The 21,619-nt window shown below is 48.0% G+C and carries 16 protein-coding genes; 3 read left to right on the top strand and 13 right to left on the bottom strand.

Features of this window, described 5'->3' with window-relative positions:
- Window positions 1-7: 7 nt before the first annotated feature.
- From nusB to nrdR, 6 genes are all read right to left on the bottom strand, one after another.
- Window positions 8-493, bottom strand: coding sequence for a transcription antitermination factor NusB (gene nusB / locus OCU49_RS03055; protein WP_261843561.1), 486 nt, complete (start codon window positions 491-493; stop codon window positions 8-10).
- A gap of 5 nt (window positions 494-498) precedes the next feature.
- A complete protein-coding gene (gene ribH, locus OCU49_RS03050; RefSeq protein WP_261843560.1) occupies window positions 499-972 on the bottom strand; it encodes a 6,7-dimethyl-8-ribityllumazine synthase in 474 nt (157 codons plus the stop codon).
- A 64-nt stretch (window positions 973-1,036) separates the two neighbouring features.
- Window positions 1,037-2,155, bottom strand: coding sequence for a bifunctional 3,4-dihydroxy-2-butanone-4-phosphate synthase/GTP cyclohydrolase II (gene ribBA / locus OCU49_RS03045; protein WP_261843559.1), 1,119 nt, complete (start codon window positions 2,153-2,155; stop codon window positions 1,037-1,039).
- A gap of 66 nt (window positions 2,156-2,221) precedes the next feature.
- A complete protein-coding gene (locus OCU49_RS03040; protein WP_261843558.1) occupies window positions 2,222-2,881 on the bottom strand; it encodes a riboflavin synthase in 660 nt (219 codons plus the stop codon).
- A gap of 52 nt (window positions 2,882-2,933) precedes the next feature.
- Window positions 2,934-4,106, bottom strand: a complete 1,173-nt coding sequence (gene ribD, locus OCU49_RS03035; protein WP_261843557.1) for a bifunctional diaminohydroxyphosphoribosylaminopyrimidine deaminase/5-amino-6-(5-phosphoribosylamino)uracil reductase RibD — start codon at window positions 4,104-4,106, stop codon at window positions 2,934-2,936.
- A complete protein-coding gene (nrdR, locus tag OCU49_RS03030) occupies window positions 4,096-4,569 on the bottom strand; it encodes a transcriptional regulator NrdR (RefSeq protein ID WP_261843556.1) in 474 nt (157 codons plus the stop codon). Before nrdR ends, ribD begins: the two co-directional genes overlap by 11 nt.
- A gap of 346 nt (window positions 4,570-4,915) precedes the next feature.
- Here nrdR and ettA point away from each other — a divergent pair, with 346 nt between their 5' ends.
- Window positions 4,916-6,574: an energy-dependent translational throttle protein EttA gene (gene ettA, locus OCU49_RS03025; RefSeq protein WP_261843555.1), complete on the top strand. Its 1,659-nt coding sequence runs from the start codon at window positions 4,916-4,918 to the stop codon at window positions 6,572-6,574.
- A gap of 187 nt (window positions 6,575-6,761) precedes the next feature.
- Complete coding sequence (locus OCU49_RS03020; protein ID WP_261843554.1) at window positions 6,762-7,124, top strand: PilZ domain-containing protein; 363 nt, start codon at window positions 6,762-6,764, stop codon at window positions 7,122-7,124.
- A gap of 5 nt (window positions 7,125-7,129) precedes the next feature.
- On the opposite strand, the gene radA is transcribed toward OCU49_RS03020, so the two are convergent.
- Complete coding sequence (gene radA / locus OCU49_RS03015) at window positions 7,130-8,518, bottom strand: DNA repair protein RadA (RefSeq protein WP_261843553.1); 1,389 nt, start codon at window positions 8,516-8,518, stop codon at window positions 7,130-7,132.
- Window positions 8,519-8,685: 167 nt separating this feature from the next.
- On the opposite strand from radA, the gene OCU49_RS03010 reads away from it, so the two are divergent.
- Window positions 8,686-9,963, top strand: coding sequence for an O-acetylhomoserine aminocarboxypropyltransferase/cysteine synthase family protein (locus tag OCU49_RS03010; protein ID WP_261843552.1), 1,278 nt, complete (start codon window positions 8,686-8,688; stop codon window positions 9,961-9,963).
- A gap of 54 nt (window positions 9,964-10,017) precedes the next feature.
- On the opposite strand, the gene can is transcribed toward OCU49_RS03010, so the two are convergent.
- From can to aroB, 6 genes are all read right to left on the bottom strand, one after another.
- Window positions 10,018-10,758: a carbonate dehydratase gene (can, locus tag OCU49_RS03005; RefSeq protein ID WP_261843551.1), complete on the bottom strand. Its 741-nt coding sequence runs from the start codon at window positions 10,756-10,758 to the stop codon at window positions 10,018-10,020.
- A 107-nt stretch (window positions 10,759-10,865) separates the two neighbouring features.
- A complete protein-coding gene (gene hemE, locus OCU49_RS03000; RefSeq protein WP_261843550.1) occupies window positions 10,866-11,930 on the bottom strand; it encodes a uroporphyrinogen decarboxylase in 1,065 nt (354 codons plus the stop codon).
- Window positions 11,931-12,085: 155 nt separating this feature from the next.
- Entirely contained in the window at window positions 12,086-13,507 is a 1,422-nt protein-coding gene (locus tag OCU49_RS02995) for a glutamate synthase small subunit GltD family protein (protein WP_261843549.1), read from the bottom strand.
- Window positions 13,508-13,577: 70 nt separating this feature from the next.
- The gene (gene gltB, locus OCU49_RS02990; RefSeq protein WP_261843548.1) at window positions 13,578-18,032 is read right to left on the bottom strand and encodes a glutamate synthase large subunit; all 4,455 of its coding nucleotides are present in this window, start codon (window positions 18,030-18,032) and stop codon (window positions 13,578-13,580) included.
- 733 nt (window positions 18,033-18,765) lie between these two features.
- Complete coding sequence (locus OCU49_RS02985; protein WP_261843547.1) at window positions 18,766-20,499, bottom strand: AAA family ATPase; 1,734 nt, start codon at window positions 20,497-20,499, stop codon at window positions 18,766-18,768.
- A 21-nt stretch (window positions 20,500-20,520) separates the two neighbouring features.
- Window positions 20,521-21,606, bottom strand: coding sequence for a 3-dehydroquinate synthase (gene aroB / locus OCU49_RS02980; RefSeq protein WP_261843546.1), 1,086 nt, complete (start codon window positions 21,604-21,606; stop codon window positions 20,521-20,523).
- Between the last annotated feature and the right edge of the window lie 13 nt (window positions 21,607-21,619).

Below are 21,619 nucleotides of genomic sequence, written 5' to 3'. Positions count from 1 at the left end.
CTCCTAATCAGGACTTCTTAGCACCACGTTTTGCGTTGATTTCCGTCATACGCACCCGTGCAGCTAATTTATCCAGTACACCGTTAACATAACGGTGACTTTCAGTAGCACCAAAAATTTTCGCTAACTCAACACTTTCGTTGATAACGACTTTATAAGGCACAACAATACGATGCGCTAATTCAAAGCTACCAATACGCAATACTGCCAGCTCAATCGGATCAAGATCCGTCAAAGCACGATCAAGGAAAGGCTCGAAAGAAGCATCCAGATCACTGGCGTGCGCAGGCACCCCATGCAGCAACTCACTGAATAACGGAATGTCTGCACCAGACATATCATTATCTATGCGGAACTGCAGTTCGATATCGGTAACTGAATTACCGGATATATGCCATTGGTACAACGCCTGTAACGCGAAGCTCCGCGCGGCGCGACGTTTTTCAGTCAGCGACGGCTTCTTAGACTTCTTTGGCGTAGGATTATCGGTCATTTCGCTTACCCTTCAAGCTGGCGCAGTAAGCTAACCATTTCCAATGCAGACAGCGCTGCTTCAGCACCTTTGTTACCTGCTTTAGTGCCAGAACGCTCAATAGCCTGCTCGATAGAGTTTACCGTCAGAATACCGTTAGCAACTGGTACGCTGTAATCCAGAGATACCTGTGAAACGCCCTTAGAGCTTTCACCTGATACGTATTCAAAATGCGGTGTGCCACCACGAATAACCGCACCCAATGCAATGATTGCATCGTCTTTCTTCTGTGCAGCAACTTTCTGTACTGCCAGAGGAATTTCAAACGCACCCGGCACCCGGATAACACGAATATTACCCGCTTCAACACCGTGGCGTTTCAGTGTATCAATCGCACCTTCTAACAGACTTTCAACTACGAAACTGTTAAAACGGCCAACTACGATGCTGTAGTTACCACCACCGGTCAGGAAATCACCTTCCACATACTGTACTGACATCTTCTCTTAATCCTATCGTCAATTATTCATGAACTTTTATGGCTTATCTGCAGCCATAAGGGAGTTATTCTTCACATGTAATGTATTCAACAATTTCCAGATCAAAACCGGAAATCGCATTAAATTTCATTGGTGAGCTCAGCAGGCGCATTTTGCCTACTCCCAGATCACGCAGAATCTGCGAACCTGTACCCACTGTCAGATAAGATCCGGACGCACTGACATTCGCCGGCCGGATTTTCTTATCCTTATTCAGCAACTGATTCAGGGCGTCGCCCAGATCAATTCGCTCGCTGGTATCCAGCAGCAGAACAACACCTTTGCCTTCTTCTGCTACTTTCTGAAGAGCGCGGCGCATAGTCCATTTCAGCTCTTCCCCCTGATTGGCGCCAACAACATCACGCAGTACTTCTGTACGGCTGTGAACCCGAACAGCTGTTGGCTCATCAGTAGTAATATCACCCAGTGTCAGGGCGAGGTGCGTACAGTTCTGGATTTCATCCTGAAACGTTACGCAGGTAAAGTCACCAAACTCTGTCGGCACAACACTTTCACTTTCCCGTACAACTGTATGTTCGTTGGTTGCCCGGTAATGGATCAGATCAGCAATAGTGCCAATCTTAAGATCATGCTTCTCAGCAAAAATTTCAAGATCCGGACGGCGCGCCATGGTGCCGTCATCATTCATAATTTCAACAATTGCCGCAGCCGGCGTGCAGCCAGCCAGACGGGCAAGATCGCAACCTGCTTCTGTATGACCTGCACGGCTCAGAACACCACCAGGCTGAGCCATCAGCGGGAAAATATGACCTGGCTGTACAATATCTTCAGCTTTCACATTGTGGCGCACGGCAGTACGTACTGTATGTGCACGGTCCGCTGCAGAAATACCTGTTGTCACACCTTCAGATGCTTCAATAGACATTGTGAAGTTAGTTGAGAACTGTGCACCGTTGCTTTGCACCATTAATGGCAGCTTTAACTGTTCACAGTGCTTACGGGTAAGCGTCAGACAAATCAGACCACGTGCATGTGTTGCCATGAAGTTAATATCTTCAGGCCGTACCATTTCTGCAGCAATAACCAGATCGCCTTCATTCTCACGGTCTTCATCATCCATCAGGATAACCATTTTACCCTGACGGATATCTTCAATCAGTTCTTCAGGTGTGTTCAGATTCATTGATCCAAAACCTCAGTTCAAATATTGATTGCAGCCCTGCTATTTATAGCAGAACAGCGAAATGTATTACCGGTTCAGATAACCGGCTGCTGCCAGAGCGTTCATACTCACCCCTGACGTCTCGGTTTGCTCAGCTGTACGGTTCAGCAAACGCTCCATATAACGGGCAATAATATCTACTTCCAAATGTACCTGACGCCCGGTCTGATAACTCGCTAAAATCGTTTCTTGCGCGGTATGCGGCACAATATTCAGCTGAAAGCCGTTACCTTCAACAGCTGTTACAGTCAGACTTGTACCGTCCACAGTAATTGAACCCTTCGCCGCGATATACCGGCTTATATCCGCCGGCGCTTCAATATCAAAGCGAATTGAACGGGCATCTTCGTAACGGTTCTTCACGATACCAAGCCCATCAACATGTCCTGTGACTATATGGCCGCCCAGACGACCACTTGGCTGCATCGCCTTTTCCAGATTAACCTGTTCACCCGGTTTTAAATCCGGAAACCGGGTATGTGCAAGCGTTTCCCGGGAAACATCCGCCCAAAAGCCATCTCCCGGCAGGTCAACCGCTGTCAGACATACCCCGTTAACTGCGATGCTGTCACCTAAAGCAACATCACCTAAATCCAGTGAACCGGTACGAATATATAAACGCAGATCGCCCTGCACCTGTTCAACTGCGGCAATATTTCCCAGCGCTTCGATGATTCCAGTAAACATAGCTCTTAATGTATTCCTTGGTACTACTTTTTTAGTAACCAGTGTTATTCGCTTACTCAGCCGTGTCAGTTTCGACAGGCGTTAATGTTAACCGAATATCATTACCTAAAACCCTGCTGTCGGTCAGTGTCAGCCGGCGCTGCTGGTTCATTTTCTGCAGAGGCAGTGCCACTAAGCTTCGCGCCTCACTTCCCAGCAAGGTCATCGCCTGATACAACACCAGCTCATCCACCAGCCCTTGCCCGATAAAACTACCGGCCAGAGTCGCGCCAGTTTCGACCAGCACCTCATTACACTGGCGTTTAGCCAGCTCTGTTAATAATACCTGCAGATCAATACCTGCGCCTTTACCGGCTAATTGTAACCACTCTAACTCAGCAGATGTGTCCTGAGACGACGCCAGCTGGCTAAAATACGCCGGACATGACGCCTGACTTACAACCAGTGTTTTCCCTGGCTGGCGTAAAATTTTTGCAGTAGCAGGCATTCGCCCCTGACTGTCCAGCACGACTCTTAACGGCTGGCGCTGAGAAATCACTTCAGCCTCAGCCAAACCTAACTGCTCCGCACGCACGGTGAGTGCTGAGTCATCCTGTAGTATCGAACCGATACCTGTAATAAGCGCCGAACTTCTGGCACGTAATCGCTGCACATCCTGACGCGCCTGCGGACCTGTGATCCACTGACTCTCTCCGCTGGCCATTGCGGTACGGCCATCCAAGCTTGCGGCTAACTTCAAACGCACAAACGGCCGCTGTGCTCTCATACGCTTATTAAAACCGGGATTCAATGCCTCAGCATCCCCGGTCAACAAACCAGTACGTACTTTGATACCTGCAGCTTCCAGTCGCGCAATTCCACGCCCTGATACCTGCGGGTTAGGATCAACCATACCAATAACAACTTCAGCGACCCTTGCCTCAACCAGCGCTTCAGCACAGGGAGGCGTTTTACCAAAATGACTGCAAGGCTCAAGCGTCACATAGGCAGTAGCACCAACGGCAGTTGTTTCAGAATCAGCAACCGCCTGTAAAGCATTTACTTCTGCATGCCCTTCGCCAGCAATACGATGAAAACCTTCACCAATGACCTTGCCATCCCGAACCACTACACAGCCAACACGTGGATTCGGTTCAGTGGTATACAAACCACGCCAGGCTAGTTCAACTGCCCGCGCCATATACTGATGATCTGCAACAGACCATTGCACAGCATCATTCGTCATCGGCGTCGTCCTTTGCTTCAGACAAACGCTCAATTTCTTTCTTAAACTCGTTAATATCCTGAAAACTGCGATACACGGACGCGAATCGCACATAGGCAACTTCATCCAGCTTACGTAATTCACGCATAACTTCTTCGCCGAACATCCGAGAAGCCAGTTCGCGCTCACCTGAAGCACGTAAACGATGCTTGATCCGACTGATGCATGCTTCGATATCTTCAACGCTGACCGGCCGCTTTTCCAACGCCCGATGGATACCTGCACGCAGCTTGTCTTCATCGAATGGCTGCCGGGAACCGTCTGCCTTAATTACTTTAGGCATTAACAGTTCAGCAGTTTCATAGGTAGTGTAACGCTCGTGGCAGCTTACACATTCCCGACGACGACGCACCTGCTGGCCTTCAGCCACCAAACGGGAGTCGACCACCTTGGTTTCATGGTCACCACAGAACGGACAATGCATAAACCAACCTCAAAGAGCGTCAGGACCGCCCATAAGACGATCATCCCGGTGGCCTCATGAGCCACCGCAGTCAGATAGAAAACCGGCGCCGGCTGATAAGCCTTACGCTGGTACAAAAAAGGCAGACATTATACGCGAAGTTTAGCGTTAATAGCAGGCAATGATGCAGAGAAATTCATCCAATTTCATAAATTATTCATATCCAGCTATCGACGAAGCTAAAGCCGGGTTACTTACCTAGCTTTAGTCGCTGCCTGAAGCTAAAATATGCAACAAATTTTGTGCTGCCGGCATGCCTTAACCAATGGCCGGTGGATACCCTCACACCCAGCATACAGGCTCTGTAATGGCTCAGTTCGTATATACCATGAACCGGGTGGGCAAAGTTGTCCCACCCAAGCGCGAAATCCTTAAAGACATCTCTCTGTCCTTCTTCCCCGGCGCTAAAATCGGTGTCCTGGGCCTGAACGGTTCAGGTAAGTCATCCCTACTTCGCATCATGGCCGGTGTTGATAAAGACTATCTGGGTGAAGCTCGCCCAATGCCGGACCTGAATGTTGGCTATCTGCCGCAGGAACCTCAACTGGACGACAGTAAAAGCGTACGTGAGATTGTCGAAGAAGCAGTTTCTGACGTTAAAGAAGCGCTGTCTGGTCTGGACGAAGTATATGCTGCTTATGCCGAGCCTGATGCAGACTTCGATGAACTGGCCAAACGCCAGGCTCAGTTCGAAAACCTGATTGCAGCTAAAGACGGTCACAACCTTGAGCGTACTCTGGAAGTTGCAGCTGAAGCTCTGCGTCTGCCACCTTGGGATGCTCGTGTTGAGCACCTGTCCGGTGGTGAACGTCGCCGTGTAGCACTGTGCCGCCTGCTATTAGATAAGCCAGACATGCTACTGCTGGACGAGCCGACCAACCACCTGGATGCGGAATCTATCGCCTGGATTGAACGCTTTCTGCAGGAATATCCTGGTACCGTTGTGGCAATTACCCACGACCGCTACTTCCTGGATAATGCCGCAGGCTGGATTCTGGAACTTGACCGCGGTCACGGCATCCCATACGAAGGCAACTACTCTTCATGGCTTGAACAGAAAGACAACCGTCTGCAAATGGAAGCCAAACAGGAAGCCGCTCACAAGAAAGCAATCAATTCCGAGCTGGAGTGGGTACGTCAGGGGCAAAAAGGCCGCCAGGCAAAATCCAAAGCACGCCTGCGTCAGTTTGAAGAAATGAGCTCACGGGAATTCCAGACCCGTAACGAGACCTCAGAAATCTACATTCCACCGGGACCACGTCTGGGTGAAAAAGTAATCGTTCTGGACAATGTCAGCAAAGCCTTCGGCGACAAAGTTCTGATTGAAAACCTGAGCTTCAGCGTACCTCAGGGCGCAATTGTCGGTATTATCGGCGGTAATGGTGCGGGTAAATCAACACTGTTTAAGCTGATCACAGGTGACGAAAAACCAGATTCAGGCAGCATCGAACTGGGTGAAACAGTTCAACTGGCTTACGTTAATCAGGACCGTAACCTGGATGGCAGCAAAACCGTTTGGGAAGAAATCTCTGATGGCCAGGACAACATTGTTGTCGGCAATTACAGCACTTCATCCCGTGCTTACTGCGGCCGCTTTAATTTCAAAGGCTCCGATCAGCAGAAGTTCGTTAAAGACCTGTCTGGCGGTGAGCGTAACCGCCTGCACATGGCTAAGCTACTTAAAGAAGGCGGCAACGTACTGCTACTCGATGAGCCGACCAACGATCTCGACGTAGAAACACTGCGTGCTCTGGAAGAAGCCCTACTGGCATTCCCGGGTTGCGCGGTAGTTATTTCTCACGACCGTTGGTTCCTGGACCGCGTATGTACTCACATGCTGGCCTACGAAGGCAACTCTGAAGCAGTCTTCTTTGAAGGCAACTACACCGAATATGCGGAAGATTACAAAAGCCGCCACGGTAAGGACCATCAGCCAGAACGTATTAAGTATAAGCGCCTGGCATAAGTTACCGCTACAAAATACAAAACCGGCTAATTCAGCCGGTTTTTTTATATCTTAAGAGTTCCTCAGACTGCGGATGACAAAGCTTTAAATTACCCAAATTAGGTTGTACTCTTAACCGCAATAGGCAAGTTATTATCTTATGTCACTATCTCTGCAGTATTAGTGATTCAGAGCAGGAGTGAAGCCCGTGCAGGAAAGACGCCGGTTTAAGCGCATCAAATTCGATGCTCAGACTGAAATTATTGATGACGAACACAGCTGGCCAGTACACCTGCTGGATTTATCATTTAAAGGCTCCTTAGTCGAAGTAGACGAATCAGTTCCAATCGAAATTGGCACCCAGGTAACCCTGAAAATCCACCTGGCCGCCAACGATATTCTGATGGAACTACCCTCAACGCTTATGCACCAGGAAGGAAACCAACTGGGATTCCATACCAATAACATCAGCATTGAAAGCATCTCCCATCTGCGCCGCCTGGTTGAACTAAACCTTGGCGACGAGACACTGCTAGAGCGAGAGTTGGAACATCTGGTCGATGAAAAATAGTAAGCTCAGATAGCGTCCAGCGCTTCTGACAAACGGCTTACACCGATTACCTTCATGCCCTGAGGCGCTGTCTTAGGGGCATTTGCTTTTGGCACTATCGCCCGAGTAAAACCATGTTTCGCCGCTTCGCGGATACGATCCTGACCATTAGGCACAGGGCGAATCTCACCAGACAGTCCCACCTCTCCGAAAACAATCAGATCCTGCGGTAATACCCTGTCACGAAAACTGGACACCACGGCCAGTAATAACGCTAAATCCGCCGCAGTTTCCAAAACTTTGACACCACCAACAACATTCACAAACACATCCTGGTCGCCAGTCTGTAAACCACCGTGCCGGTGCAGCACGGCCAGCAACATAGCCAGACGGTTATGCTCAAGACCTACAGCAACCCGACGAGGATTATTCATGTGACTCTCATCCACCAGTGCCTGAACTTCTACCAGCAATGGGCGTGTGCCTTCCCACACAACCATAACAAGACTACCAGGGCTTGGCTGTTCACCACGATTAAGAAAGATAGAACTTGGGTTTTTAACCTCTTTTAAACCATTCTCCAGCATGGCAAAAACGCCCAGTTCATTAACAGCCCCAAAACGGTTTTTATGACTGCGTAAAGTACGGAAACGACCATCACTGTCACCTTCCAACTGCAATGAACAGTCAATCATATGCTCTAGCACTTTAGGCCCTGCAAGACTGCCATCTTTAGTAACATGCCCCACCAGAAACAGCACAGTACCTGTTTGTTTGGCATACCGGGTCAGATAAGCCGCCGCTTCACGCACCTGTGAAACACTGCCCGGAGCAGAAGTCACATCAGCCACATGCATTACCTGTATGGAATCAACAACCAGCACTTTTGGCTTAAGTGTTTCAGCCACGGCGCATAATTCTTCGACACTGGTTTCAGATAGCATCTTAAGATTCTGCGCATTAATGCCCAGACGGTTAGCCCGCAATGCCACCTGCTGCAGAGACTCTTCACCAGTGACGTATAAAGCTGGCATCTGCTGCGCCAGATAACACATAGTTTGCAGCAACAAAGTACTTTTACCTGCACCAGGGTGCCCACCAATCAAAATCGCAGACCCCGGCACTAAACCGCCACCAAGAACCCTGTCTAACTCACTTGAACCAGAGGCAAAACGTGGCATTTCCGACAGATCAACTGAGGCAAGATCAGTCACTTTATTATGTGGCAAACCTCCCGGTGCAGCACTGCCTGCATAACTGTCAAATCGTGCCCCGCGCGAACCCGTTTGTTTTGCACTGCTAAGACGGATTTCTGTCAGGGTATTCCACTGCATGCAGGCGGTGCACTGCCCCTGCCATTTTGTGTAATCCGCTCCGCATTCATTACACACATATGCAGTTTTTTGTTTTGCCATGACCTACCTCTGATCTTACCCGTGAGAAACCCATCAATCTGATCAGGCATTCTAAACAAAAGCACCGCCTGCTGGCAGCAAAAACACTGGCTTTCTTTATTTCGGAAAGGGATTACAATCGAAGCTCCTCGGCACATTCTTTCGTAATCATTTTGAAGGATCGGACAATGAAACTGGAAACACTCGCCGTTCATGGCGGCTACACCCCTGACGAAACCACTAAAGCAGTTGCTGTACCTATTTATCAAACAGCATCTTACGCGTTCGACAGCGCACAGCACGGCGCTGATTTGTTCGATCTAAAAGTCCCGGGCAACATCTACACCCGCATCATGAACCCAACGACAGATGTTCTTGAACAACGTGTCGCTGCTATGGAAGGCGGAATTGCGGCACTCGCAGTAGCGTCCGGCATGGCCGCAATTACTTATACAATCCAAACTCTGGCCGAGGTTGGTGATAACATTATTGCCACCAGCGAGCTGTACGGCGGTACCTATAACTTGTTTGCTCATACTTTGCCGCGCCAAGGCATCGAAGTCCGCTTTGTGGATAAAGATGATTATGCGGCAATTGAGGCTAACATTGATAACCGGACCAAAGGCATTTTCTGCGAATCCGTCGGCAACCCTTCCGGTAGCATTGCGGATATCGCGCAACTAAGTGACCTCGCTCACCGTAATGGCGTGCCCGTGATTGTGGATAACACAGTCCCAAGCCCTGCACTCTGGCGTCCAATTGAGCACGGTGCGGATATCGTTGTTCAGTCTGCCACTAAGTATATTGGCGGCCACGGCAACTCTATCGGCGGTGTGATTGTAGATTCAGGAAACTTCCCCTGGGCAGAAAATAAAGAACGCTTCCCACTGCTAAACGAACCTGACATCTCATACCACGGCGTAGTGTATACAGAGGCATTTGGGCCGGCTGCTTTTATTGGCCGCTGCCGCGTTGTACCTCTGCGCAACATGGGTGCAGCGCTATCACCAATGAATGCGTTCCTCTTATTACAGGGCATGGAAACTTTACCTCTGCGGATGGAACGCATTTGTGACAACAGCGCCCGCATTGCAGAATATCTGAATAATCATGATCTGGTTGAATGGGTAAATTATGCAGGCCTAAGCAGTCATAAAGATAATGCTCTGGCCGAAAAGTATATGCAGGGCAAAGCCTCTGGCATTCTTAGTTTTGGCCTCAAAGCTGGTCGTGAAGGTACCCGCAGATTCTACGACGCGCTAAATGTATTCTTACGCCTGGTTAACATCGGTGACTGTAAGTCCCTAGCCTCTATTCCCGCAGAAACCACTCACCGCCAGCTTAACGACGAAGAGCTGAAAGCGGCAGGCGTGACCCCTAACATGGTACGTTTATCGGTTGGCATCGAACATATTGATGACCTTCTGGCCGATCTGGAACAGGCTTTCAAAGCTTCTCAACAGTAATAAAAAAGCCCTGACAGGTAAACCTGTCAGGGCTTTTTATGTTTAGTCTGCAAGCTATTCCGCTTTATTAAACACCTTCTGAACCCGGGCCCACAATGAGCGAGCGCTCTTACCTTTATTACTGGATGCCATTGCCAGTTCACGCAATGCTTCGATCTTACTTAATGCCAACCGGTACTGTTCAGGCACATCATCTTTACTGGAAGCATTGAACTCGAGATCATTGATCAAGCCATCGCTCAAACCATACACCCAACCATGCACTGTCAACTTCTGACCAGCGGCCCAGGCTTCCTGAACGATAGTAGAATCACAAACATTATAGGACTGCTCGATAACATTCAGCTCGCACAGACGATCCAGCTTCTGATGGGAATGATCCCAGGCAGATAACAGATCTTTGTGGTGTACATAAACGTTACGAATATGCCGCAACCAGTTATCAATCATACCGTTTGATTTATCGGAAATGGAAGCAGCGACACCACCACAACCATAGTGACCGACGATCATAATGTGCTCAACCTTCAACACCTGAACGGCATACTGAATCACAGACAGACAGTTCATATCACTGTGAATCACCAGGTTAGCTACGTTACGGTGCACAAAAAGCTCACCCGGCAACATACCAACAATCTCATTGGCAGGTACCCGGCTGTCCGAACAACCAATCCATAAATATTTTGGCGACTGCTGCTGAGCCAACGTTTCGAAGAACAGCGGATCTTCGTCGTTGATCTTCTGCGCCCATTCTTTATTACTTTCAAGTAATTCAGATAAACGATTACTCATAACACCCTTTGAAATCTGAGTTTAGTTTGTCTTTTAATAAATCCATTACATTTTGTGTGCCTTCCATGACATAAACGAAGAGGGCTAAATAGCCCTCTTTCTTATCATTATTTGTGGTACTGCGCACTCAGTTCGTGAACCGCATCAACGAAAGCTTTCGGTCGCTCCGGATCAACAAACTGATGAATACCATGGCCCAGATTAAACACGTGACCTGAACCTGTACCAAACCTGCCAAGAATATCACCGACTTCCTGACGGATACGCTCCGGAGATGCATAAAGCACACTCGGATCCATATTCCCCTGCAGAGTAACTTTGTCGCCAACACGGGCACGGGCATCATCAATATTAGTTGTCCAGTCCAGACCCAACGCATCAGCACCAGCCTCAGCCATTGTTTCCAGCCACTGTCCGCCATTTTTAGTAAACATAATAACAGGCACTTTACGCCCTTCATGTTCACGAATCAGACCGGAGATGATCTGCTGCATATAACGCAGAGAAAACTCCTGATACATAGGACCGCTTAATACGCCCCCCCAGGTATCGAAAATCTGTACCGCCTGAGCACCGCTCAGAATTTGCTGATTCAGGTAGTCTGTCACCGACTGAGCCAGCTTATCTAACAGAGCATGCATTACTTCCGGCGTCGCATACATCATTTCTTTGATGTGACGGAAGTCTTTACTAGAACCACCTTCAACCATGTAAGTTGCCAGTGTCCAGGGACTACCGGAGAAACCAATCAAAGGAACGCGGCCATTCAGTTCACGGCGAATTTCTTTCACCGCATTCATCACGTAATCGAGATCACGCGCTGAATCCGGTACAGGTAAAGCCGCTACGTCCGCTTCTGTACGCAAAACTTTCTTAAACTTAGGACCTTCGCCAACCTCAAAGTACAGTCCCAGGCCCATTGCATCCGGAATCGTCAGAATATCGGAGAACAGAATAGCGGCATCAAGGTCATAACGCTCTAATGGCTGAATGGTTACTTCACATGCCAGCTCTTTGTTCTTGCACAAACTCAGAAAATCACCGGCCTGTGAGCGAGTCGCACGGTATTCTGGGAGATAGCGGCCAGCCTGGCGCATCATCCATACCGGTGTTACATCCACAGGTTCACGTAGCAAGGCACGCAGAAAGCGATCGTTCTTCAGTTCGGTCATCAGATTCTCTCGGGTCAAAACAGATTGGCGGCTATTCTACAGGGTTGACCCGAATTGTTCTGCAATCCAGATCAAAAAAAGTCCTGCTACAGCGAAATTACAGCCCCACAGATGCACAAAAGACCTCTTACGAGGCCTTTTGCTTCATAGATCACTCAGACTTCAAGAAAATCGAGTATCCCTTCTGCAGCCTTACGGCCTTCATCGATGGCAGTTACCACCAGATCAGAACCACGCACCATATCCCCACCAGCAAACACTTTTTCATTACTGGTCTGGAATGCATACTGCTTGTTCACTGACGTACAAATACGACCATCCTGCTCCAGCTCAATACCAAAGTCACTGAACCATGGCGCAGGGCTTGGACGGAAGCCAAAAGCGACCAACACTGCATCAGCATCAATAACTTCTTCACTTCCTGCAACAACTTCAGGACGACGGCGGCCATTTTCATCAGGCTCACCCAATGCAGTTGTAACAACCTTAACGCCAACGACTTTACCGTTCTCACCAACCACTTCTACAGGCTGGCGATTGAACATAAATTCAACACCTTCCTCACGTGCGTTTTCAACCTCACGCTTAGAACCGGGCATATTGGCTTCATCACGCCGATACGCACAGATAACCTTTTCGGCGCCCTGACGTACTGATGTCCGGTTACAGTCCATCGCGGTATCACCACCACCCAGAACAACAACCTTCTTACCGGCAACGCCCACGTATTCTTCTTCACTACGCTCAAAGCCCAAACAACGGTTCACGTTAGAGATCAGGAACGGTAAAGCATCATGCACACCATCCAAATCTTCGCCTGGGAACCCCCCCTTCATATAAGTATAAGTACCCATCCCCAGGAATACGGCATCATATTCATCAAGCAGTTTTTGCATCTGAATATCTTTACCGACTTCAGTGTTAAGACGGAACTCAACACCCATTTCAGTAAAGATCTCACGACGGCGCACCATCACGTCTTTATCCAACTTGAACTCAGGAATACCGAATGTCAGCAAACCACCGATTTCAGGATGACGATCAAATACCACTGGCGTCACACCGTTACGCACCAGAATATCTGCACATGCCAGACCCGCAGGCCCCGCACCGATCACAGCAACCTTTTTATAGGTTTCTGGCACCTTGCTCATATCAGGACGCCAACCCATCGCAAACGCAGTATCTGTAATGTATTTTTCAACCGAACCGATCGTTACCGCACCAAACTCATCATTCAGCGTACAGGCACCTTCACACAAACGGTCTTGCGGACATACCCGACCACAAACCTCTGGTAAAGAGTTAGTCTGATGACTCAGTTCCGCTGCTTTTATGATGTTGCCTTCCGAAACCAGTTTCAGCCAGTTCGGAATATAGTTGTGAACCGGACACTTCCATTCACAGTATGGGTTACCGCACTCAAGACAACGGTGTGCCTGTTCACTGGCCTGCTTTGGCTGATACGGCTCATAAATCTCTGCAAATTGCTGCTTACGCACAGCTGCCGCAATTTTCACCGGACCTTCGCGGTCAACTTCGACAAACTGAAAATCATTATTTAGACGTTTTGACATATATCTACCCCACCTGGCGATGCAGACTCAATCTCTTATCTGCATCCCATTAATTACATTAGCTTCGTTATTACTCTGGTCGTGAACGCATATGGTTCAACAGAGCCCCAAGGCTTGCAGCCTTAGGCTTCACCAACCAGAAACGGCCGATGTAATCATCGAAGTTCTCTACAATGTGGGTTGCCCATGCGCTGTTAGTGGCATCAATGAAACCCATAATCACTGAACGCAAGTGGTTCTTGTATTCTTCCATGTGCTGCGGCGCAACCCGGTGAATTTCAACCAACTCATGGTTGTACTTATCCACAAAGGTGTTGTCCATATCTAACACATAAGCAAAACCACCGGTCATACCTGCACCGAAGTTACAGCCAGTCTGGCCAAGCACAGTCACCAAACCACCTGTCATATATTCACAACAGTGATCTCCGGCACCTTCAACGACTGCGTGTACGCCTGAGTTACGTACTGCAAATCGCTCACCTGCACAGCCTGCCGCATACAAAGTACCGCCAGTTGCACCATACAGACAGGTATTACCAATAATAGTGGTCTCGTTGCTCGCATAGCCAACCGTATCAGGCTGACGAATTACAATCTTGCCACCGGCCATACCTTTACCGACGTAATCGTTTGCATCACCCAAGAGATACAACTCCTGACCACCGGCGTTCCACACACCAAAGCTCTGTCCAGCATGACCGGTAAAGTTAAAGCGCAGCGGCTTATCCTGCATTCCCAGGTTACCGTGTTTCTTGGCAATAGCACCGGAAGTGCGCGCACCCACTGAACGATCGCAGTTCGTAATGGTTAACTCGTATTCCCCACCACTCTTATCAGCAATCGCCTGCTCAGCAAGCTCCAACATCTGAGTATTCAGGCCAGCCAGATCATAAGGATCATTGTGCCCTACCTGGCAAGTCTGCGGCATTTCTGCAGGGATATTTGCGTCACTCAGCAACGGCCGTAAGTCCAGTTTCTTATGCTTGACGGTACTGCCATCAATCACTTCCAACAGATCAACCCGACCCACCAGCTCTTCCATTGAACGAACGCCAACCGAAGCCATCCACTGACGGGTCTCTTCAGCAACAAAGCGGAAATAGTTTTTAACCATTTCCACCGTGCCACGGTAATAATTATCCCGAAGCTGCTCATTCTGAGTCGCAACACCTGTTGCACAGTTATTCAGATGACAAATCCGCAAATACTTACAACCCACAGCAACCATTGGCATCGTACCGAAGCCAAAGCTTTCTGCTCCAAGTATTGCCGCTTTAATAACATCCAGACCGGTCTTAAGACCACCATCTGTTTGCAGACGGACCTTGCCGCGTAAGTGATTACCACGCAGAGACTGATGCGCATCTGCCAGACCCAGCTCCCATGGTGATCCTGCATAATGAACAGACGTCAGCGGACTCGCCGCTGTACCGCCGTCATAACCGGAAATAGTAATCAGATCGGCATAAGCTTTTGCTACACCGCAGGCAATAGTCCCTACGCCCGGACGCGAAACCAACTTCACGGATACCAGACCTTCGGGGTTAACCTGCTTAAGATCAAAAATAAGCTGAGCTAAATCTTCAATCGAATAAATATCATGATGTGGAGGTGGTGAAATCAGCGTCACACCCGGTACGGAATAACGCAACCGTGCAATCAGTTGGTTAACCTTTCCACCAGGTAGCTGACCACCTTCACCTGGCTTAGCACCCTGGGCTACTTTTATCTGCATAACTTCAGCATTCACCAGATACTCTGGTGTCACACCGAAACGACCTGAAGCCACCTGCTTAATTTTAGAACGGCGATTAGTACCGTGACGAGCAGGATCTTCACCACCCTCACCGGAATTTGAACGCCCACCCAGCTCATTCATAGCCATAGCCAGACATTCATGCGCCTCAGGTGATAAAGCACCTAAAGACATTGCGGCAGAATCAAAGCGTTTAAAAATAGCTTCAACCGGTTCTACTTCAGAAATATCGATCGCTTTAACATCAGACTTCAGTGCCATCAGATCCCGGATAGTTGCTACTCCGCGCTGATTGACCAGATCTGCATACACCTGATAGTCGGAATCGTCACCGCTACGAACAGCTTTATGAATCGACTGAATGACATCCGGATTGTAAGCATGGTATTCGCCACCGTGGACATACTTCAGCAAGCCACCCTGACTGATTCGCTTGCGAGCAATCCAGGCATGTTTAGCCAGATCAGACTGATCACTTTGGAAGTCAGTAAAATCGGCACCTTCAATGCGACTGGTAACACCGGTAAAACACAGATCAACCACCGGTGAACTGACACCAACAGCTTCGAACAGCTGAGCACCACGGTATGAAGCAATCGTAGAGATACCCATCTTAGACATGATTTTCATCAGGCCTTTATTGATACCTTTACGATAATTCTCATGGCTATCCAACCAGTCCATCGGTAACTCACCGGTATTACACAGGTCAGTCAAAGCGCGATAGGCCAGATATGGGTAAACAGCTGTCGCTCCAAAACCAAACAGCACGGCAAAGTGATGCGGATCACGGACAGTACCGGACTCAACAATCAAGTTTACGTCTGGACGTAAGCCTTCATTTATTAAGCGATGGTGAACTGCACCGGTTGCCATAGAAGCATGAATTGGCAATTTACCCTGGCGAATAGCCGCATCCGACAGAATAATGATTACCTTACCGTCACGGGCAAAAGCTTCAGCCTGATCGCAGACACTGATAACAGCTTGTTCAAGATCAGTTTCAGCTGGATCATAATTCAGGTCTATCTGTGCAACATCAAAACCGTCATGCGTATTATTCTTCAATCTCAGGAATTTGCTGGCCGACAGTACTGGCGTTGTCAGCATGATACGGCGGGCATACTCCGGCGACTCAGCAAATACGTTACGCTCGGAACCAATACAGGTATCCAGCGACATCACGATAGATTCACGCAATGGATCGATCGGCGGATTAGTTACCTGAGCAAACTGCTGTCGGAAATAATCATAAGGTGAACGTATCATTGATGATAAAACAGCCATTGGCTTATCGTCACCCATAGAACCAACCGCTTCCATGCCGGTTTCGCCCAACGGACGCAGCACCTGATCACGCTCTTCAAAGGTCACATGGAACATTTTCATGTGAACTTTTACTTCTTCCGTACTCATTTCACGAAATGACTGAGACTCCTCAGTCAGGTTCATGGTCTGTTCCAGCGGCAAAGAATGCTCACGCATCCACTGCTTATATGGCTGTGCTTTCTTCAGACGGTCATCAACATCCGCAGTGTGCAAAACTTCACCGGTTTCAGTATCGATAGACAGGATCTGGCCCGGACCTACCCGGCCCTGTGCCACAACATCTTCAGGCTGATACTCGAACACACCAATTTCAGAAGCGGTACAAATGAAACCGTCTTTCGTCATCACCCAGCGTGAAGGGCGCAAACCATTTCGATCCAGCATGCAGACCGCAAAACGGCCATCGGTCAGTACCATACCTGCCGGGCCATCCCATGGTTCCATATGCATAGAATTGTAATCATAGAAAGCCCGCAGCTCGGCATCCATAGTGTCCAGATTCTGCCAGGCTGGCGGTACGATCATACGGGCAGCACGGTACAGATTCATGCCGCCTATTAGCAAGAACTCGAGCATGTTATCCATGCTGGAGGAGTCTGAACCAGTTGTGTTAACAATTGGCTGCAGTTCGTTAATATTAGGTAGCTGCTCAGTTGCAAACTTATTAGAGCGGGCACGGGCCCAGTTACGGTTCCCTTCAATGGTGTTTATTTCACCATTGTGAGCCAACAACCGGAACGGCTGAGCCAAAGGCCAGCGCGGAGCAGTGTTGGTAGAGAAACGTTGATGATAAGTACAGATAGCCGTTGCCAGATCAGGATCACTCAGGTCTGTATAGAACACCGGCAAATCTACCGGCATCATCAGTCCTTTATAAGAAATAACCTTATCGGAAAGACTACAGATGTAGAAATCTTCGTCTGAACTTAGTGCGATCTCCGCCTTACGACGGGCTACATACAAACTCACGGCAAACTCACGCTGTGTCTTATCTGTAGTTACAAAAACCTGTTCAATTTGAGGCAGGGTATCTTTGGCAATAGTACCCAAACAAGCATCATCTGTTGGCACTACACGCCAGCCAGCGACACCTAAGCCCTGAGCTTCCAGAGCCTGATCCATAATTTGTCGGGCTGCCTGGGCTTTAATTGGATCACGGGAGAGAAAAATCATCCCAACCGCGTATTCTTCAGTCAGCGTTACTGACAATTCTTTGTGCGCCGCGGCACGTAAAAACCCATCAGGCTTTTGCATTAGCAGACCACAGCCATCACCTGTCTTACCGTCTGCTGCTATGCCTCCGCGGTGTGTCATACAGGCAAGGGCTTCTATCGCCTTTTGCAGCAAGTCATGACTCGCCTCACCCTGCATGTGGGCCATAAGGCCAAAACCGCAGTTATCTTTAAATTCACCTGGGCGATATAGACTGTTGCTCATAAGTTATCCCACCAAAAATTCTTTCTTATCAATATATTATCGCCGTCCTTCGCACCCAAAAGGTGGCTTCATCCTCATCAAAGGGACGGCCATTCTACACACCAAGCCCTGGAAGGACAAATTATACACAATTCAGAGGATATTTTTGTCAGAGGTGTTTTTATAGAAATTTACTCTGCAGTTGAGCATTAAATATACAAATACTCTAAAAACACCCTTAAGTTTCCTTTAAGAAACATGAATATCAGGAAACTTGTCCGGTTCTGAAACTCATCTACGGTATAACGATAAAAAGCACACAAAAACGCGCTTTTAACTTCTTTCGTGATGTTTTTTCATTCTAACCATTAGCATATTTCATCAGTCACTGGATGCATGACTAAAAAACCCCAAACCCTCACCGTTCAGATATTTTGCCTTCGTATTGTGCAAGCGCACAATACGACACTGGTCAAAGACAGCTCGAGAATAACAACATCAGATGAGACCGCTTTCCTCTTCGCGTCAAACACATGAGGATTACAGCTTAGATACGACTAACTTTTCAGTTTGGTTTCAGAAGGAAGGCCTAGTATTGGCCGTGCAGATGACAACTGTCCGAGGTTCGGCAGCAAAGAGATTTGGTTAACTTCCATATTTCCCAGCGATACACCCAGTCAGGCTCAAACGCCGGGCGGACGTCATTTCTCTCCTTGTTTGTCCTTTTCTTCAGGGCTTTACCTTAGGTAAAGCCCTATTTTTTTATCTCAGACTGGATACCCTGTATGGATCTCGCCCAGGGCTGAAGCTTACGCAACCCATCTGGTAAAGATTTACTGGCAACTGACGCTGACTGACGACTTTTATATTGTCCGTAGACCACTACATACCATGGGTTTCCCTTGTAGGTAGTTCTGAACAGGTAGAACTTCTGAGGCTCCTGTTGTCCACGAATGAAATCATCAGCACTTTTCTTTAACCCGGCACCCAATACCTGAAGCGTATAGCCGGAAGTAGGCCACTCAAGCAATGCCTGCTCACTTACTGTGAGCTGAGGCGCTGTCAACTTAGCAACAGCCGGGCTTTCCTTAACTACAGCCTTAGGAACCGTTTTAACAACAGGTTTAACGACTGGTTTAATTATAGGCTTAACTTTAACATCCGGTTTTGCAGGGGCTTCAGAAACTGTATTTTTGACTGCTGCTGCAACCTCAACAGGTTTTACTGCTGGCTTTTCTGCAATCACTTTTGCTGCAACTTTATCTTTCGCTTCAGCAACAATTTTTGATTGCACAGAAGCCTCTGGTTTTGGCAACACAGGTTTGGATTTATCAGCAGAATCAGTTTTACTAAGTTTAGACTGCTCACTCTTTACTAAGACAGATGTATCAGAAACAGGTTTGGCTGGCTGTTTTTTCTCTACAGCTTTCTTCTCAACAATCTTAGCAACCGGCACAGGCTTATTAGCCTCAACAACGCTGTTATCTTTGATAACAAGATCAGGTTCAAGTGACGGAATAGGTAAAATCTTACGTACAGCAGGTTCATCTGAAACGTCAATGATTGCAGCTTCTTTAGCTGCCGGTGTAACTGGAAGCTCTAACTGAACACGTTCACGAACATCCTCACTTTGCTGCTCTTCCGGCCAGTACTGCCATAATGAAATCAACAACACACCTATCAGCACTGTCGCAATGCTAATCAAATGTACACGCGGTAGGCCCCGAGAAGACTTGTTCTGGCTAATTTCACCGGCCCGGAATAAGTTTTCAACAGCCTGATTTAACCCACCAGGCAAACCACCGGAAATGACAAATAACTGCCGTAATTGCTCTTCAGATAATGACTGAGCAGCCTTATAACGCTGAATAATGTAGCTTTGCGCTTCATCTTCAGCAAAAGGCTCAAGCATTTGGTGATGTGTCTGACCATCCAACTGATCAATACTGTGATCTTGCTGTAAACGGGTCATCAACTCAGGTAAACCAAACAGAATCACATGAGGCTTAGCTGACAAGGCAGCCGCATCTGTTAACAGATGCAATAAAAACTCCAGTGCATCCTTTCCCAGTTTCTCTGCATCATCCACCATTACCAGCCACTGCATGCCCTGCGCAGATAACACATTACAAGCTTCATAGATAAGCGCTAATAATTTACGATTATCCGCCTGATCAGGGATATCTACAGGCAGCTGTTTAGCAAGACTCCTCAGCAATACAGATACATTGACGGGCTGATCACAACGTAAAATACTGGCACAAAGCGTAGTATCCGTTTCTGGTACTCTCAACTGTTCCAGTAAGGTCGATTTACCAGCTCCGGCATCACCTGTTACAACCAGAAGAAAGTCACTAAAACGACTCAAATGCTCAATTTTATCGACCATCTGAACCCTGGAAGCAGGTTCAAAATAGAATGACTTACGTTGCTGTGCAGATTCAAAAGCTGCTGCCAGTGCCTGTTGATTAATCGGGGTCTGCGCCATGGTTGAATATTCAGCCTTCTGTTAGCAATATGCGCCAGCGGTTAACGTTTCTTGTAACAAATCTGCGGAAAAATCTGCTGTTACTACCGCATTTCCCAACGACTTAAGTAACACTAATCGCAACTGGCCATCTAAGACTTTTTTATCAACTGACATCAAATCAATAAAGTCTTCCGCAGTCATATCTTGCGGTGGCCTGACTGGCAGGTTAGCAGCCAACAAAACCTTCTCTACGCGCTTTACATCACCAACAGTCAGCCAACCTAAACGACGCGAAAGATCAGCCGCCATCATTGTTCCGGCAGCAACGGCTTCACCATGTAACCAGTTACCGTACCCCTGCTTCGCTTCAATCGCATGGCCAAAAGTATGACCTAAATTGAGAATCGCACGAATACCTCCCTCCCGCTCATCCTGCGCAACAACTTCAGCTTTCACCTCACAGGAACGATAGATCGCCTGGCTCAGTTTTTTACTGTCACGGGCCATCAGATCCGACATATTCTCTTCTAACCAAGCTAGAAAATCAGCGTCATAAATAAAACCGTACTTCACTACTTCCGCGAGGCCTGCAGATAATTCACGATCAGGCAGGGTTTCCAACGCATCAACACTGGCCAACACAACCTGCGGTTGATGAAAAGCACCTATCATGTTTTTACCCATTGGATGATTCACGCCAGTCTTACCACCAACCGAGGAATCAACCTGAGACAACAAAGTGGTTGGCACCTGAATAAAATTAACGCCACGCTGATAAGAAGCTGCGGCATAACCTGTCATATCGCCAACAACACCACCTCCGAGCGCAATAAGCGTAGTGGTTCGGTTATGTCGCTTCTGTAGTAACTCATCATAGATTGCATTCAAATGCGTCAGGCTTTTATATTCTTCACCATCAGGAAGAATAACTTCGTCAACCTGAATAGCAGGTAACGCAGCCTTCAGTGTCGCCATATATAAAGGTGCTACCGTTGTATTACTGACGACTAACACTTGGTTGCCACGAATATATGGCGCCAGCATTTCCGGCTGAAATAAATCATTACCAACAAATATTGGATACGAACGATCACCTAAATCAACATTAAGCGTCTGCTGAGTCATATATTTCAAATCA

The organism is Aliamphritea ceti, assembly GCF_024347215.1.
In the GTDB taxonomy this organism is placed as follows: domain Bacteria; phylum Pseudomonadota; class Gammaproteobacteria; order Pseudomonadales; family Balneatricaceae; genus Amphritea; species Amphritea ceti.
Note: the sequence above shows the minus strand (reverse complement) of the source record. Positions and strands in the feature narration are given on the sequence as shown.

Excerpts from the sequence above, each read along its gene's own strand:
- aroB (WP_261843546.1), bottom strand. The coding sequence starts at position 21,606 with ATGACTCAGCAGACGCTTAATGTTGATTTAGGTGATCGTTCGTATCCA.
- OCU49_RS02985 (WP_261843547.1), bottom strand. The coding sequence starts at position 20,499 with ATGGCGCAGACCCCGATTAATCAACAGGCACTGGCAGCAGCTTTTGAA.
- hemE (WP_261843550.1), bottom strand. The coding sequence starts at position 11,930 with ATGACCGAACTGAAGAACGATCGCTTTCTGCGTGCCTTGCTACGTGAA.
- ribBA (WP_261843559.1), bottom strand. The coding sequence starts at position 2,155 with ATGAATCTGAACACACCTGAAGAACTGATTGAAGATATCCGTCAGGGT.
- ribH (WP_261843560.1), bottom strand. The coding sequence starts at position 972 with ATGTCAGTACAGTATGTGGAAGGTGATTTCCTGACCGGTGGTGGTAAC.
- OCU49_RS03010 (WP_261843552.1), top strand. The coding sequence starts at position 8,686 with ATGAAACTGGAAACACTCGCCGTTCATGGCGGCTACACCCCTGACGAA.
- nusB (WP_261843561.1), bottom strand. The coding sequence starts at position 493 with ATGACCGATAATCCTACGCCAAAGAAGTCTAAGAAGCCGTCGCTGACT.
- radA (WP_261843553.1), bottom strand. The coding sequence starts at position 8,518 with ATGGCAAAACAAAAAACTGCATATGTGTGTAATGAATGCGGAGCGGAT.
- OCU49_RS03040 (WP_261843558.1), bottom strand. The coding sequence starts at position 2,881 with ATGTTTACTGGAATCATCGAAGCGCTGGGAAATATTGCCGCAGTTGAA.
- OCU49_RS02995 (WP_261843549.1), bottom strand. The coding sequence starts at position 13,507 with ATGTCAAAACGTCTAAATAATGATTTTCAGTTTGTCGAAGTTGACCGC.
- nrdR (WP_261843556.1), bottom strand. The coding sequence starts at position 4,569 with ATGCATTGTCCGTTCTGTGGTGACCATGAAACCAAGGTGGTCGACTCC.
- ribD (WP_261843557.1), bottom strand. The coding sequence starts at position 4,106 with ATGACGAATGATGCTGTGCAATGGTCTGTTGCAGATCATCAGTATATG.
- ettA (WP_261843555.1), top strand. The coding sequence starts at position 4,916 with ATGGCTCAGTTCGTATATACCATGAACCGGGTGGGCAAAGTTGTCCCA.
- gltB (WP_261843548.1), bottom strand. The coding sequence starts at position 18,032 with ATGAGCAACAGTCTATATCGCCCAGGTGAATTTAAAGATAACTGCGGT.
- can (WP_261843551.1), bottom strand. The coding sequence starts at position 10,758 with ATGAGTAATCGTTTATCTGAATTACTTGAAAGTAATAAAGAATGGGCG.